The organism is Citrobacter amalonaticus, from assembly GCF_018252635.1.
GTDB lineage: Bacteria > Pseudomonadota > Gammaproteobacteria > Enterobacterales > Enterobacteriaceae > Citrobacter_A > Citrobacter_A amalonaticus_E.
In genome coordinates, this window is record NZ_JAGTXM010000004.1 from 516,030 (window position 1) to 531,542 (window position 15,513).

A 15,513-nucleotide genomic window follows, 5' to 3' on the forward strand; every position below is an offset into this window, starting at 1 on the left:
CTGAAAATAAAAGGATGTTTATATGGTCTGGTATCCGTCACGTATTTCGACTCGTTTGACGCTCGGGGGGATCGCGTTACTTGCCGTAACGACGTTAGTGATTGTTGTCATTATGCTTTGGCGTGGGCAACCCCGCGTCGTTGAAGTCAACACGGCGTTGATCGAGGAGACCGGGCATGGCCTGACACGTCAACTCAGCAGCGTCCTGTCACGTATTGAGGGAGAAACCGTCAGTTTATCGCGACTGGCCGAAGTCCTGCCAAATGATGAAGCGCTGTACCGCGCCGTCGTGCCGCATCTTCTCGGCGAACAGAATAATTCGATCATCACCGGAGGCGGGATCTGGCCTGAGCCGGACGCGTTTACGCCTGGTGTTGCGCGGCGCAGTTTTTTCTGGGCGCGCAGTAACGACGATAAGCTGGTGTTTTCCGACGAGTACAACGCAGCAGGTGGCAACGGCTACCACAATGAAAGCTGGTATCAGGGCGCGAAGGGGCATTCGCAGGAAAACTGCGTCTGGTCAGATGTTTACCAGGATGCCATTTCCGGGATCAACATGGTGACCTGTAGTATTCCGTACCAACTGGCGGGAAAATTCGCTGGCGTGGCAACGACGGATATTCGACTCGATAACGTCGCCAGCTTTATGCAGCAACAGGGCGGACGCACTGGCGGATACGCCTTCGTGGTCGACAAGCAGGGGCAGATTCTCTATTTCCCGCAAGACGATGGGGAGCATCACAAAACGGTTGGCGATCTGGTGAAGGCTTCTGCGTGGTTAAGCCCTGTCGCTCAGCGTTTGCAGAAACTGCGCACCGAAACCACTGATGTCACCGCCGTGGCGCTGGAAAACGACGGCATCCTGAACGCGCCGTCACGCGTGATGTTGTTCCCGATGGCCGATACCGGCTGGGTGGTGGGACTGGTGACTCCGCAAGAACGCATCGTCGGTCTGGCGAAGGTCATGATGCGCGATGTTCTTGAAGTGCTGATCCCCGTCATGACGCTACTGCTGGCGGGTTCCTGGCTGGCTGTTCGCCGACTGATTGCCCGTCTGGACGACACGCGGCAGGCGCTGGACGATATCGCGCAGGGCGACGGCGATCTGACCCGGCGCTTAGAGGTGAAGGGTAAGGACGAAATTTCCGCGATTGCGGAAGCATTTAACCTCTTCGTGGATAAAATTTCCGCTATTTTACTTACGGTGCGCAGCAGCAGTGAAGTGGTGGCGAACAACGCCGTCAGCCTTGCCGACAGTAATACTGAGCTGTCAACACGGGTTACACAGCAGGCGGCAGCGCTGGAAGAGAGTGCCGCCGCGATGGAACAACTTAATGCGACCGTTCATCAGAATGCAGGCAATACGCAACTGGCGGATGAGCTTTCAGAAAGCACGGCGCAAACGGCCAACCGTTGTGGAGACGTCATGCATGAGGTGATCTCGACCATGGATAACGTCAGCGCCTCATCAGGCCGAATGGTGGAGATCGTCTCGGTGATTGACAGTATTGCCTTCCAGACGAACATTCTGGCGCTCAATGCTGCCGTGGAAGCGGCTCGCGCCGGTGATGCCGGACGCGGATTTGCGGTGGTGGCGTCTGAAGTCAGAACGCTGGCGCAGCGCAGCGCGACCGCCGCCCAGGAAATCAAAGCGCTTATTGATGAGTCGGTGTCTCACGTCGATAACAGCAGCCAGCAAATTCATCATGCCGGCGATCGCTTGCAGGAACTGGTGGGGCATGTTCGTCAGGTGCGTCAGTTAATGGGAGAAATTCGCGTCGCGGGGGAAGAGCAGCGCAAAGGTGTTGCCGAAGTCACGCTCGCCGTCACGGAAATGGACAGTACGGTCCAGCAGAACGCCTCGCTGATTGATGATGCGGCAGCACGGACGCAGATCTTAAAAGCTGAAGCCGAAGAGCTGGCCTTGCAGGTGTCGTCGTTTAAATTGCCGTAATGCCTGTGCGACAATATGCCCGGTAAGCGATGGCGCCATCGGGCATGTTCTGCATATCAGATAGCCAACGGTAACGCCGTCTGCATCCAGTCGGCGATCTCATCAGCCGGAATGGGGCGAGAAAAATAATACCCCTGAATCACCGGACAATTCATCGAGCGCAACAACTCAAACTGTTCTTTTGTTTCAACCCCTTCGGCGATGACTACCAGGTTCAGGCTCTGTCCAATACGGATAATCGCCTCCAGTAAAGACTGAATGCGCTTCTCGGTCTGGCAGCGATCGACAAACGTTTTATCGATTTTTAGTTCCGTCACGGGCAGGCTGACCAGGCGGGAAAGACCGGAAAAACCGGTGCCAAAATCATCGATCGACAGTCCTACTCCCATGTTGCGTAAGATCTCAATGCGCCTGAGGATCTCTTCATCTTGCTCCATCATCATGCTTTCGGTGATTTCGACCGTCAACTGATCGCCCGGAATGGCGAATTCCACCATTGCTTCCGACACCTGGTCCGGCAGTTGATTGCTGCGAAAGTGCAGGGCGGAGAGGTTCACCGACAGCGTCGGAATGGTCAGGAGCATCGTGCGCCATTCCGCTAACTGGCGACACGCTTCTCTGACCACCCAACGACCAATGTTCTCGATTTCGCCCGTCTCTTCAGCGAGCGGAATAAAGCGGTTAGGCGGTACGTGACCGTGCACCGGATCGCTCCAGCGCGCAAGCGCTTCGAAACCATAAAGCTCGCCGGTCTGGGCAAAGATCTGCGGTTGATATACCAGCCGCAACTGGTTGGTAATAATAGCATTTTTCAACGCTGTGCCCAGTTGCAGACGCTCTTTTACCGCGAGGTTCATTTCCGGGTTGAAGAACTGCCAGCCATTGCCGCCTGCTTTACGAATAAAATCCATCGCGTTGTGGGCGGTGGAAAGCAGATAGTCACGATTTTTTCCCGCTTCATAGCTAATCCCGATACTGAAGGTCAGCGGGAAGGGTTTGTCGTCATACAGCGTCGCTTCACTGCCGATATTGATCAGTTCATCGGCAAACTGGGTGATATTACTCATTTCGTTGTCGTCACTGACCAGCACGAACTGTGTACCTTCAATGCGGCTCAAATACTGATCGGGTTTGAGCCGCTCGCGGATTTTATTGATAACCTGTTGCAATACCTGATCGGCCACAGCATAGCCGAGACTGTCGATGACATCCTGGAAGTGATCGACACTGATGAGAAACACCACCGGCGAAAAGCCTTTTGCGCCGCTAATGAGATCGTCGAGATGAGCGTGCAGGTGATTGCGGTTGGGCAAACCGGTTAGCGGGTCAAACTGCAAGAGACGTTCAATATGCTGACGGCTCTTTTCTTGTTCCAGCGCCAGGGCCGCCATATGCTGACTGATGTCCGCCACGCGTTCAATGAAAGCACTGGTCTCTTTTCCTTTCGCCGTTTTAATTAACAGCGTCCCGGCTGGCTCACCATCACGTTGCCGGATGGTGAGCGTCCAGACGCTCAGATCTTTCGCGTCGATCTCTTTCGATGACGACGCCCAGAACTGGCGGGTGTTATCTTTCAGCGCATACAGCGAAACATGCGTATCCCGCAGCACCGCTTCAATGTTGCGGCAAATAATGTCGCCCATTTCGTGAAACGGTGGACTGCTGCACATCGCCGCCAGAATATTGCCCTCAAGCTGGCGAATCTGCCGCTCTTCGGTGATATCGGAAAACGTCATGACCAGGTTTTGCAGTTCGTTTCGCCGGTCATAAACCGGACTGACAGAGGCCTTAATCCAGATCTTTTCGCCGGCGCGGGTGACCATCAGAAACTCATCCTGATCGCGGGCTGTTTTCCAGAGTAGCTGTTTGAGCCGCTGGCGATTATCCGACGGTTCTTCGGGAATAGTGAGCAGTTTATCCAACTGTTGACCTGTCGAATCGGCGATATCGTAGCCAAACATCTCTGTGAACGCACGGTTGCACTGAACAATACACCGCGCCGGGTCGAGTACAATCACTGGACGGTCAAGATGATCGACCGCCAGCACCAGCAGACGTTTCTGTTCTTTTTGTTCCATCTCGACGCTGGCATCACGCACCAGCGCCAGATAGAAAATTTTGCCCGCCACGTTCACTTTCGACAGGGCAAAACGCGTCCAGACTTTGCTGCCGTCTTTACGTTCCAGCAATAATTCCCGGCTCATGCCTTCTACGCGAGCCTGTCCACCTTCACGGTTATGACGAATGTAATCCGGATGTGCCGCGCGCAAATCGTGGGGAATGAGCATCGAGATACCATTACCGATCACCTCGTCACGGCGATATCCCCAGAGCTTTTCCGCTGCGGGATTAAAAAACAAGACATCGTCATTGTCATTAATTAATACCGCTCCCATCATATTCTGCTCAAGAGCAGGAAAGAAAATGCTGTCTCCGGAGCCTTCAACGTCGGATAGATTCATTTTTTACCTCTGCATCCGGATATGTCTCAGGAAGCTGGCTTCCAGAGTTCAACACAATTCCTGCCTCGTCTCTTCGCCGTATATAAAGCTTCATCAGCGATCTGAATCAGGCGCTCGTAATCCGGGTGACCATTAAACATGGCGGCACCAATTGACAGTGAAAGCGGGATGATTTCGCCATTCGGCGATTTAATTTTAGTTTTCTCAACGCGACTGCGAATGCGCTCGGCCGTGCGCAGCGTATCCGTCTGGTTAGCTTCGGTAAGAACGATAATAAACTCATCGCCACCGTAGCGGAAAACATAATCACTACTGCGAACGTTATCATAAAAGGCCTGAGAAACCCGACGCAGAATTTCATCACCGGTATTGTGTCCCCAGGTATCATTGATCTCTTTAAATTTATCGACGTCGATAATCAGCACCGAGAGTGGGGTGTTAGCGCGGTTCGCGTGGGCAATTTCACGTTTAAAAATAGTCGGCAGAAAGCGACGATTGAGTAATTTCGTCAACACATCCATCCCCACCTCATGGCGGGAGACTTCTTCAAACAGTTCACGCAACAAGGTGATGATTTGCGAGACAGAATTGCGAATCTGCAGCAGGAACTTCACGCGTGCCGCTTTATTGTTCAGCGCTTTTGTCGAACCATTGGCGTTATGAAAAATGCCGTCAAAATCCTGAATTAAACGCGAAATATGGCCGACTTCGGCAATGCCACTAAAATAGTGCCGGCCTTTGTGATTGAACCACAGACCAAAATCTGCCTGACTTAATGGAAGACTGCTGCCAAGATCGGAATCGAGCAGCACTTTATAAATGACATCCATTTCCCATGAAAGCAGTGCGGCAATCTGCCGCTCTTTCTCTTCTTCTGCATTTTCCAGTAAGGTAAAAATACGATAGTTTTCATCTTCTTTAGCGGCAGTGCTTTCACTGAAAGAGAAGGCCCGGGACATCACTTCCATTGCCAGATCGATACTGTTGATGGAGAAATGATAAACCTGTAATTTTTCCATGGAATCATGGTGACCATCAAAAATGATCGGGTAGAGGATCTTTTTCAAAACCCGGAATCCCATTTCGACCAGTTCAACCGGAATACCAATACGCGCATGAACCTCAGCAACCGTATGCTGAATCTTTATCAGTTCATCAATATGCTCGGGTTCGCTGGAGAGCACATCCACAATCCACTTTTCAAGCGCACTTTTGAGTTGGCGTTCAACCTGTTCATTACTCAAAAACTCTTCGGCATGTGGATCGGTGAGGACATTGCGATAGAACTCAATGCTCAATGCATGGGCATGCGCAGTTGCTATCTCCGAAGCAAGTTTCCGAATATGGGAGTCGGTATGTTCAACCAGAGCAACCCATTCGTCTTTCATTCTTTTAAGATACATCTCCATGATGTAGATCCTTACAGTGGTTAGCGAGCAACATTGCGTCCTGGGTCATAAGCACAGTCTGGATAGTAAGACGAGTCTAAAACACAAAACAGCCGAAATGGTGCAGAGTGACATTAATGAAATAGTGTAATGCCTTAAGTCATATTTTCACGCGTTCAGGCAAAGTAAGCCTGAAACAATTATGGATATAACCAAAAGTAGCAAGAAAAATCCTTTTTAAGCGACTTTTTAAACTAATCGACTTCTGAAAAGTATAGTCCATCCGTTTGATCGTTGAGACTAATCATGCAACCCAGGTAAGGTCATTCAGCGTATTTTTTAATGTCAGTTTTTTTCAAATCATAAAATGATATGAGGGATTTTTTGCGCAATATCGTCATCATTATGTAATAAATCCTGTTTTTGATGCCAGGAATTAATTAGCGTGTACTGAACCATTATTTATCTCCGTCATTTATTGACCATTCGCCACAGGATTGATCGCCAACAATCCATCGGCATACGCATTACGTTCTACTTTCTCTTCAGTCACAGCATATCCGCAGCGAAACAGTGGAGGTTACGATGGGACGGCAACTGGTTATTTTCCTCGATGGCACGGGCAATCGCTTCAGTCATAAACCGACAAATGTGATTCGACTGCTGCGATCGCTGCCGAAAGGGGATGCAGACGTACTGACCTATTACGATCAGGGCGTCGGGACGTTTGGCGTCAAGGAGACGCTTTTTGAATGGCAAAAATTACCGTCGCGGATCTGCGGCCTGGCATTTGGCTGGGGACTTAAACGTAATGTTGAAGGGGCTTATCATTTCCTGGCGGAAAATTACCGGGAGGGAGATGCGATCTACCTGTTTGGTTTTTCCCGCGGTGCCTATGCCGCCAGAGCGTTGGCGGCATTGATTCACACGGCGGGTATTGTTGAAGGCCACCAGGCTCATCTCTTTGACTATGCGTGGGCGATGCTGCTGGCCAAAAGCGGGGAGAATAATGCGCCTGACTTCAAACTGCAGGCGCGCTTCAAATCCACCTTTGGCCGGCGGGTAAACGTCCATTTTCTTGGCCTGTTTGATACGGTGAAATCGGTAGGCTGGATTTATGACCCGGTGATAATTCCCTACACGGCGAAGAATCCCGCCGTCGACATCGTCCGTCATGCGGTCTCGATTGACGAACGGCGCTGCTTTTTTCGCCAGCATCTCTGGCGCAGAAATGACGATGTAAAAACAGACCTGAAAGAGGTGTGGTTTGCCGGGGTCCATTCTGACGTTGGCGGGGGATATCCGCCGCAGCAGGCGCAACTGGCGTTGACAGCTTTTCGCTGGATGCTGGGAGAGGCCTGGCGCGCAGGTTTACGCATCGATTTCTCCCGCGCCAAAAAGGAGCTGTCAATTCGCTTCCCGGGATTTCCGGCCATTCACGACTCCATGTTATTGGGATGGAAGTTTGCCGAATGGCTGCCTCGTCTGGTCTGGACCGGAGAAGATCATCAACGTGAACTCAAAATTGGCGCGATGCCACCGTTTGGTCAGCCGGTACCACGGCCCATGACGGGCGCAATCAGCGTACATGCGTCGGTGGTTAATTTAATGAACGCGAATCCGGATTATCGCCCGCCGAATCTTCCTCGTTATTATTCGGTCGAAGGGGATGATCCGGGTATCGCAAGTTTGCCCTGAATACACGCACGATCACCTGGTTATTATTGCCATGATTAACCCTGTTCTGAATATCGCGAGCAGGGTTAATAGATTAATGCCTCAGTATGATTTTCACTGGTTGAATAATCTTTTTCGCTTAGAGTAAACGGTGCCTCTTATTTCGTGACATCGTCACTTAGACCAACGGTTTCTCAGGTAACTGACGGCCTGCTGCGCCTGCGGCTGATTAAGATTGTTTTCTCTGAACAAAATAGTGCCACTGATTTGTGGCATCGACTCATTCAGGTCGAGTTGTTTCTTCAGTTCCGGAACGCCGCCGTTGACCGTCCAGTCCGGTTCATTGCGAGAAGGTTCGCCGACCTTATACAACGCAACCCCAATATAGAGCCGCGTTTTCGTCGGTTTCACGACGTCCGCCCACCATTTAGCTAACACATCATAGCGTGCGGCATCACGGGAGAAGGGCCAGTAAATTTGTGGCGCGATGTAATCCAGCAGGCCTTGTTGAACCCAAAGCCGGGTGTCAGCGTACGACTCATCATAAGCCGCCGCGCCACGGGTATCCGATCCGGCAGGATCGTGTGAACGGTTACGCCAGACGCCGGCCGGACTGACGCCAAACTCCACGTTCGGATTGATCTGTCTGATCGTCCTGGAAGCCTGTTCTATTAACAACTGGGTGTTATGCCGGCGCCAGTCGGCTTTTGAGCTGAATCCCTGGCCGTAACGCTGGAAGGTTGCGCTGTCATTCAACGTCGAACCTGGCGATTCTGCGTAGAAATAGTCATCAAACTGCACGCCATCCACCGGATACCGTTTAACCACTTCAGCCACGATACTGGTTATCCAGTCACGGGCCTCCGGGATCCCCGGGTCGAGAACATAGCGGTCACCGGCGGTGCGGATCCAGTCACGGTGGAGAACAAACACGCTGGCAGGCTGCAGCGAGACGGTGCGGTTCAGCGCGCGGGTTGTGGAAGGTTTGATATTGGTCGAGACGCGATACGGGTTGAACCACGCATGAACCCGCATCCCACGTTTGTGGGCTTCATCAAGCATGAACTGGAGCGGATCATAGCCCGGATTTTCGCCAATGTTGCCGGTGAGCATATCGGACCAGGGCAAAATGGAAGAGGGCCACAGCGCGGTGCCGTCCGGTTTTACCTGAAAAAAAACGGTGTTAATGCCCAGCGTCTGTAAATTATCCAGCTTGTCGGTTAAGGCCTTTTTCTGCATGGCGATACGCGCAGAAGCGCTGCTGACATTGACCGATTGTACCGGCGGCCAGTCGAGCCGTGAGACCGTAGCCAGCCAGACCCCGCGAACAGGTTCTTTCATTTTCAGCGCCTTGGCGGGCGAAGTCGGCGTGGCGGCAGGGGGTGTTACCAGTGAAACGGGGGGGGTAGATGAACAGCTCGCCAGCATGAGCGAGGCTGCGAACAATACAGCCGTTTTGTTGAGACGGGTTAAAGAGGAATTATTACGAGAACCGATATCCATATACGCCTGTTGTCCGGGTAGCGCGAAAGTGCAATTATTGTGGCCCGAATCGGCGTCAAGTCAAGTCGCAACGCCTGTTGGCGCATTGATGAAATTTATAGAGAAATGAAGTTGCATTTAGGAAATACAATAATTATATTTCGCCTGGCTTCTGAAATAAATATTTACATCCATATCGCCATTCCCTCCTTAAATAATCTTTTTTTGAGTCCCATTTGACACTTTCTTATTGTTGAACCTCATCCAGGAAAAGAAAACAATATATCTACATTGCTCTTGTCAGGAAGACTGAGAAAGCAATGCACCCAAATGGGCAACATCTTATTGAAGAGAGTTATTATATGAAGGCAAAGAAAATCGCTATCGCGGTTGCGATGATAGCGGGTGCTATGATCGCAAATGCGAATGCAAAAGATCAGGGACATGGTACCGTAACGTTTACGGGTTCTATTATTGATGCGCCTTGTTCTATTACCCCGGACAGTGCTGATCAAACCGTTGATTTGGGTCAGGTTTCTAACCTGGCGCTGGAAGATGGCGGTAAATCTATTCCGCAGGTTTTCGCCATCAAACTGCAACAGTGTAATACTGATACCAAAAAGACTGTGACCACCACCTTCTCGGGTACTGCATCTGCGGCTAACCCGGATCTGCTCGGTATTCAGGGCACCGCGAAAGGCGCTTCTGTTGCAATTACGACGGATACCGGTGTTCCGGTTAAACTGGGCCAGGCATCCCCGGCGCAGGCGCTGCTGAATGGTGATAATGACCTGACGTTTGCTGCTTATCTGCAGGGTGATGGCGCTTCTGCGACAATCGTCCCGGGTAAATTCCAGGCGATTGCCAGCTTTGCACTGGATTACCCATAATCCCGGCATAAGCCATTACGTAAGTAATTAACATATCATTGTGCCGGTGATTATTAGAATACCTTAATCACTGGCACTTTTTTCATAAAACCAGAGCGTATTTTTATGATTGTATTATCTGGATTTCGGGCGATTATATTTCCCTGTATATTGATATCTCACGTAAGTGTCGCCGCAAATAATATGCGTGCTGCAAAGACCGATCAGGGTCAGGGTATTGTCAATATGCAGGGAAGTATAATTGATACCCCTTGCGCGATCGCTACCGCCGATCGTGAGCAAAGCATTGAAATGATGACCACCACCGTGGGTCAAATTATTCACAACGGTAGTGGAAATAAAAATCCCTTTTCGTTAACGCTGGTCAATTGCAATCTTCATGTAAACCAGGAAACGCAAACTATTTCTTCCCATTTTCAGACGACGTTTGACGGCCCGTCATCAGACGGACTGTTTTCCGTTGACGGCGCTTCAGGCGTAGGGCTTGAAATTACGGATGACGCCGGAAATGTGGCACAGCCAGGGAAAGCGCTTCCTCCCGGCACGTTGAGCAACGGTTCTCAAACACTACAGTACCAGTTGCGTCTGATGAGTAATCGCGACCGCCTTAAAGTAGGGGAATATACGGCCACGATACGTTTCAAAGTTGATTACTTTTGAAAATGAAAAATATAAATAACGGTATATTGCGGGCTAAGTTACATCCCATTGCGCTTGGCGTATTTCTCGCGTTTCTTGCGGTGAAAAGTGCGCATGCTGAAGATAACGTCGAATTCAACATCGATGTTCTCGACATCAAAGAGCGGAATAATGTCGATTTAAGCCAGTTTTCCAGGGCCGGCTATTTAATGCCCGGCAAATATCAGCTTACGCTTAAAGTCAATAAAACCGATATACCGGATCAAACGGTAGAGTATTTCCCGCCTGAAGATGATCCGAAAGGGAGCGAAGTTTGCCTGACAGCAGAGCATGTCTTACAAATTGGTCTGAAAGCGTCCATCGTTAAAGGGGCTTCATGGTGGCATAACGGACAGTGTCTGGATCTCCATTCTCTGGAGGGCATGATAGCCAGAGCCGATCTGGGTACCAGTACCTTATATCTCAATATCCCACAGGCCTATCTTGAATACACTGCCGAAAACTGGGATCCGCCTTCCCGCTGGGATGAGGGGATTCCGGGCATCCTGTTTGATTACACCGTTAATGCGACGTCGTCAAAACAACAGGAGCAGCGTTCCAATTCCATCACCGGTAACGGGACGACAGGTGCAAATCTGGGGGCCTGGCGTCTTCGTGGTGACTGGCAGGCGCAATATATTCGCAATACCGGAAACGACAGCCAAAAGCAGCAAAGCTGGGACTGGAGCCGGGTTTATACCTACCGGGCGATCACCGCGTTGCGGGCAAAACTGGTGTTGGGAGAGGACTATTTAAACTCATCCCTGTTCGACAGCTTCCGCTTTACCGGCGCCAGTCTGGTGACGGACGACAATCAGTTGCCGCCCAATCTGCGCGGATATGCGCCGGAAGTGGTTGGCGTCGCGAAGACCAACGCCAAGGTTACCATCAGCCAGCAGGGCCGAGTGATCTATGAAACCACCGTCGCGGCAGGTCCGTTTCGCATTCAGGATCTCAACTCAGCGGTCTCCGGCAAACTGGATGTCAAAGTAGAAGAGCAGGATGGCACCACCCAAACGTTTCAGGTCGATACCGCCTCCATTCCTTATCTGACGCGGCCAGGCCTGGTGCGTTATCGGGTCGCGATGGGCAAACCATCTGACTATGACCACCATTCGCAGGGGCCAAATTTCGCCACTGGCGAAGCCTCATGGGGGGTCAATAGCGGCTGGTCACTTTATGGTGGCGCGCTTCTGGCTGGGGATTACAACGCGCTTTCCTTAGGCGTGGGCCGTGACCTGTTGATGTTTGGGGCAATCTCCTTTGACGTTACCCAGTCCCGAGCGTCGATTCCGAATCAGGACACGTTAAGCGGCAAATCTTATCGCGTCAGCTATTCAAAACGCTTCGATGAATTTGACAGCCAGGTGACCTTTGCGGGTTACCGTTTCTCGGAACGTGACTTTATGAGCATGTCTCAGTATCTCGACCGTCGCTATCACAACAGCGATAACGGTGGGCGCGATAAAGAACTGTACACGATCACCATGAATAAACAGTTCCGCGAACAGAATATGAGCGCGTTTCTGAACTATAGCCACCAGACTTATTGGGACAGGGAAGCGACCAATACCTGGAACGTTTCCTTATCGACTTTTTTTGACATTAACCGCTTCAAGAACATCAGCCTGACACTCTCAGCCTACCGGACCGAATATGACGATTCTAAAGATGATGGCGTCTATCTGAGCTTGTCTGTGCCATGGTCCAATGGCGCGACATTGAGCTACAACGGCCAGTACAGCGGAGACAGCAGTAGCAATACGCTTGGTTATTACCAGCGTATTAACGCCAACAATTATTACCAGGTTAACGCCGGCAGCACGACTGACGGTCGAGGCACCGGGAGCGGGTACTTTACCCATGATGGCGACAACGCAACGGTGACGGCGAATGCCAGCTTTACCGGCAGCAAATCCAGTGCCGCAGGTCTTTCGTTGCAAGGGGGCGTTACCGCTACCGCCAAAGGTGCAGCGTTGCACAGAACCAATGCAACGGGAGGAACCCGAATGCTGGTGGATACAGCAGGGGTGGAAGATGTGCCCGTGCAGGGCATGGCGGGAATTGTTCGCACCAATGCCTTCGGTAAGGCGGTTGTGGCAGACGTCAGCAGCTACTACCGAAGCAGCGTGAGCGTGGATCTGGACAGCCTGCCGGAAAACGTCGATGCCACACGCTCAATTGTGCAGGACACGTTAACGGAAGGCGCGATTGGCTACCGTGCCTTTGGCATTCTCGCCGGGCAGAAGGGCATGGCGGTGATCAAACTGGCTGACGGTGGTGAACCGCCGTTTGGCGCAGAAGTACGCAATAGCGACAACATGACAACAGGGATTATCGCCGAAAACGGTAGCGTCTGGCTTTCAGGTATACGACCTGGAGAGCGCATGGATGTGTACTGGAGCAACGACGTGCAGTGTTACATCGAGTTGCCATCAACGCTGCCAGAAACCATCAAAAATCTGTTATTACCTTGCCACTCACGCTAAGCGGCGTGTTGGGGTCAGGCAGATTCTTCATCATCATTTTGTAAAACAGAGAGTGAGTTATGCGTTTTGTACAAAAAAATATCGGTCTAACGCTGGGTGTTCTTGCGCTGGCGTTGGTCGCGCAGCAGGTGAATGCGGCCATTGCGCTGGATCGCACCCGGGTGATTTATAGCGGCAATCAGAAATCCATGAGTGTGACCGTAACGAATCAAAATAAATCCTTGCCGTATCTGGCGCAGTCCTGGATTGAGGACAGTAACGGTAATAAAACCGAGACGCCTTTTATGGCATTGCCACCCGTTCAACGCGTTGAACCGGGCGCAAAAGGTCAGGTGAAAATTCAGGGAAATAACGTCCAGGCGCTGCCGCAGGACAGAGAATCGCTGTTCTATTTTAACGTGCGTGAAATTCCGCCGAAGAGTAGCAAACCGAACACGCTTCAGCTTGCGTTGCAGACCCGCGTCAAACTTTTTTACCGGCCAGAAGCGTTGCAGCTACAAAACGGGGCGGAGAACGATGCTGCGAAAAAACTGACGCTGACCCATCAGGGTGAGGGATTCCAGTTAAATAATCCGACCCCTTACTACTTGACCATTGTCGCTGCTGCAACCTCAGAGAATGGCGGAGATATCGCGAGTTTTAAACCCGTAATGGTCGCGCCAAAAGAGAGCATTGCTCTGGGCGCAACCGCAGCTTCATTAGGCGCACACCCGGTTCTCACCTCCGTGAATGATTACGGCGGACGTCCGAAACTTGTTTTTAACTGTGCCGGGAATACTTGTGCAGTGGACCATGTTAAAGCGGGTTAAGGGGAACGACCTGTGAACGGAAAAGCATTTTACCGCTGCTCACGCACGTTTGCGTTGAGTCTGCTTCTGAGCGGCAGCATGGCGAATAATGCTCTGGCTGTCGATGACTGGAATGTTCAGGGTGAAAATGGTCAATTGCACGTTCATGGCGTTCTGCGTAACGGAAGTTGCCTGATCAGCATGCGTTCGAAACTGCAGGAGGTGGTAATGGATAACTCCGCGCTGGGGGCGATGAAACGTCCGGGCGATACCGGCAATCCGACACAAATCGTATTTCGTCTTCTGGGTTGCGAAAGCACCGGTGGCCTTCAGCGTAGCGGTCGAATAGGGCCATTGACATGGGATGAAACCCAACCGGTGGTAACAGTGAGTTTCATGGGCGCGACGGATCCTGACGATCCCACGTTATTACTGATCGCCGGGATGTCTGGCGTCGGCCTTCGCATCCAGGACAGTAACGGCAGGACAGTGATTCCCGGTACGCGCGGCAAACCGCAGTTTGTGACGACGGGCAGTGATGAACTGACCTACACCGTTATTCCTGTGCGAACCATCGCTCCGCTGATTGCGGGAGAATTTCGCGCCTCAGTTGATTTCGGAATCAGTTATGACTAGTTCACGCGTGATGACGTTTATACGCCTTGCCAGCGCTCCGCTCCTCGCGTTAGTTCTGCTGGCCCCGATGGTAAGCCAGGCGAATAAAGGCGATACCTACTCATTGAACATCAATATCGATGGCACCCTGGTGGCAAACGGCTCTTGTCAGTTTAACCAGGGAGATAGCCTGACGGTTGACTTCGGCGATGTGAAAATGCTCCCGGAAGGTACAGACACCATGAAGCTGGATGGGAATTATCGTAAATCGATTACCAGCGATTTTACCTGTACCGGCGACACTGCCGGACTCCTGCAGATGCAACTGGGCAGCGTTTCGGGTAGCTATACCCCGTATAACGGGATCGACGTGATTGAGATAGACAAAGGAATGCTGGGTGTTGAACTGTTAGTAAATGGCGCGCCGCAGGCATCAGGAAAGTGGTTCACTGTCGACCAGAGCAAACCGCCGACACTTGAAGCGCAACTGGTTCAGATCAGTTCAACAAACAGTAAACAGGTGAAAAATGGCGATACGTTCACGGCTACAGCCACATTACAACTTTCCTTTAATTAAACGGACGGTTATGAACAGAACAATCCTCATTGCCACCATGTCGTGTTTTCTGTTGGCAGGGACGCTTCACGCCGCACAGGTCGGTGACCAAATGTCTGTCAATTTTAAAGGCATCTTTATCATTACTACACCCTGTACGGTTTCGGGTGATCAGGAGATCAACGTGTCGTTTGGCAACATCAGCGTGGGTAAAGTGAACGGCATCGACAATAAACAGGACATCCCTTATACCGTCGACTGTCACGGCGCCCCGGATGATTCCGCGCTCAATATTCAGGTGAGCGGGGTGGCTGAAATTTTTGACGACTCGGCCGTCACCACTTCTGCTGACGGGCTGGGCATTCAGATTCAGGCCAACGGCGTGCCGATGAAGCTCAACCAGCCGCTGAAAACCACTCTGGGCGGCCTGCAATCCCTGGTGCTGAGCGCTGTGCCGGTCAAAGATCCGGCAAAAGTGCTGAGCGAACAGACCTTTACGGCCACCGCAACGCTAACCGCGGATTATTTCTGAGG

At 51.5% G+C, this 15,513-nt stretch carries 12 protein-coding genes; 9 read left to right on the forward strand and 3 right to left on the reverse strand.

What is annotated here, in order from left to right:
* Nucleotides 1–22 precede the first annotated feature (22 nt).
* Entirely contained in the window at nt 23–1,954 is a 1,932-nt protein-coding gene (locus KE671_RS15235; protein ID WP_206163626.1) for a methyl-accepting chemotaxis protein, read from the forward strand.
* Between the two features lie 56 nt (nt 1,955–2,010).
* Here the strand turns inward: KE671_RS15235 and dosP are convergent, their stop codons facing one another.
* Both dosP and KE671_RS15245 read right to left on the reverse strand, forming a co-directional pair.
* Entirely contained in the window at nt 2,011–4,416 is a 2,406-nt protein-coding gene (gene dosP, locus KE671_RS15240; RefSeq protein WP_206163627.1) for an oxygen-sensing cyclic-di-GMP phosphodiesterase DosP, read from the reverse strand.
* Between the two features lie 26 nt (nt 4,417–4,442).
* Nucleotides 4,443–5,825, reverse strand: a complete 1,383-nt coding sequence (locus KE671_RS15245; RefSeq protein ID WP_206163628.1) for a diguanylate cyclase — start codon at nt 5,823–5,825, stop codon at nt 4,443–4,445.
* A gap of 564 nt (nt 5,826–6,389) precedes the next feature.
* Here KE671_RS15245 and KE671_RS15250 point away from each other — a divergent pair.
* Nucleotides 6,390–7,502 carry a DUF2235 domain-containing protein gene (locus KE671_RS15250; RefSeq protein WP_206163629.1) on the forward strand — a complete coding sequence of 371 codons (1,113 nt, stop codon included), beginning with the start codon at nt 6,390–6,392 and terminating at the stop codon, nt 7,500–7,502.
* 153 nt (nt 7,503–7,655) lie between these two features.
* Here KE671_RS15250 and KE671_RS15255 read toward each other — a convergent pair whose 3' ends face one another.
* On the reverse strand, nt 7,656–8,984 hold the full coding sequence (locus tag KE671_RS15255; RefSeq protein WP_206163630.1) for a glycoside hydrolase family 10 protein: 1,329 nt from the start codon (nt 8,982–8,984) through the stop codon (nt 7,656–7,658).
* 341 nt (nt 8,985–9,325) lie between these two features.
* Here KE671_RS15255 and KE671_RS15260 point away from each other — a divergent pair, with 341 nt between their 5' ends.
* From KE671_RS15260 to KE671_RS15290, 7 genes are all read left to right on the forward strand, one after another.
* The gene (locus KE671_RS15260) at nt 9,326–9,853 is read left to right on the forward strand and encodes a fimbrial protein (protein ID WP_206163631.1); all 528 of its coding nucleotides are present in this window, start codon (nt 9,326–9,328) and stop codon (nt 9,851–9,853) included.
* Between the two features lie 183 nt (nt 9,854–10,036).
* Entirely contained in the window at nt 10,037–10,513 is a 477-nt protein-coding gene (locus KE671_RS15265; protein ID WP_211986792.1) for a fimbrial protein, read from the forward strand.
* 2 nt (nt 10,514–10,515) lie between these two features.
* The gene (locus KE671_RS15270) at nt 10,516–13,020 is read left to right on the forward strand and encodes an outer membrane usher protein (protein ID WP_206163633.1); all 2,505 of its coding nucleotides are present in this window, start codon (nt 10,516–10,518) and stop codon (nt 13,018–13,020) included.
* A 59-nt stretch (nt 13,021–13,079) separates the two neighbouring features.
* Entirely contained in the window at nt 13,080–13,829 is a 750-nt protein-coding gene (locus KE671_RS15275) for a fimbria/pilus periplasmic chaperone (RefSeq protein WP_206163634.1), read from the forward strand.
* A gap of 12 nt (nt 13,830–13,841) precedes the next feature.
* A complete protein-coding gene (locus KE671_RS15280; RefSeq protein WP_206163635.1) occupies nt 13,842–14,444 on the forward strand; it encodes a fimbrial protein in 603 nt (200 codons plus the stop codon).
* Nucleotides 14,437–15,000: a fimbrial protein gene (locus KE671_RS15285; RefSeq protein WP_206163636.1), complete on the forward strand. Its 564-nt coding sequence runs from the start codon at nt 14,437–14,439 to the stop codon at nt 14,998–15,000. Before KE671_RS15280 ends, KE671_RS15285 begins: the two co-directional genes overlap by 8 nt.
* 10 nt (nt 15,001–15,010) lie before the next feature.
* Nucleotides 15,011–15,511 carry a fimbrial protein gene (locus KE671_RS15290; RefSeq protein WP_206163637.1) on the forward strand — a complete coding sequence of 167 codons (501 nt, stop codon included), beginning with the start codon at nt 15,011–15,013 and terminating at the stop codon, nt 15,509–15,511.
* Nucleotides 15,512–15,513 lie beyond the last annotated feature (2 nt).

What these genes read in the sequence shown, in the direction of transcription:
- KE671_RS15285 (WP_206163636.1), top strand. Translation starts at nt 14,437, where the DNA reads ATGACTAGTTCACGCGTGATGACGTTTATACGCCTTGCCAGCGCTCCG.
- KE671_RS15270 (WP_206163633.1), top strand. Translation starts at nt 10,516, where the DNA reads ATGAAAAATATAAATAACGGTATATTGCGGGCTAAGTTACATCCCATT.
- KE671_RS15275 (WP_206163634.1), top strand. Translation starts at nt 13,080, where the DNA reads ATGCGTTTTGTACAAAAAAATATCGGTCTAACGCTGGGTGTTCTTGCG.
- KE671_RS15290 (WP_206163637.1), top strand. Translation starts at nt 15,011, where the DNA reads ATGAACAGAACAATCCTCATTGCCACCATGTCGTGTTTTCTGTTGGCA.
- KE671_RS15255 (WP_206163630.1), bottom strand. Translation starts at nt 8,984, where the DNA reads ATGGATATCGGTTCTCGTAATAATTCCTCTTTAACCCGTCTCAACAAA.
- KE671_RS15260 (WP_206163631.1), top strand. Translation starts at nt 9,326, where the DNA reads ATGAAGGCAAAGAAAATCGCTATCGCGGTTGCGATGATAGCGGGTGCT.
- KE671_RS15265 (WP_211986792.1), top strand. Translation starts at nt 10,037, where the DNA reads ATGCGTGCTGCAAAGACCGATCAGGGTCAGGGTATTGTCAATATGCAG.
- KE671_RS15250 (WP_206163629.1), top strand. Translation starts at nt 6,390, where the DNA reads ATGGGACGGCAACTGGTTATTTTCCTCGATGGCACGGGCAATCGCTTC.
- dosP (WP_206163627.1), bottom strand. Translation starts at nt 4,416, where the DNA reads ATGAATCTATCCGACGTTGAAGGCTCCGGAGACAGCATTTTCTTTCCT.
- KE671_RS15235 (WP_206163626.1), top strand. Translation starts at nt 23, where the DNA reads ATGGTCTGGTATCCGTCACGTATTTCGACTCGTTTGACGCTCGGGGGG.
- KE671_RS15245 (WP_206163628.1), bottom strand. Translation starts at nt 5,825, where the DNA reads ATGGAGATGTATCTTAAAAGAATGAAAGACGAATGGGTTGCTCTGGTT.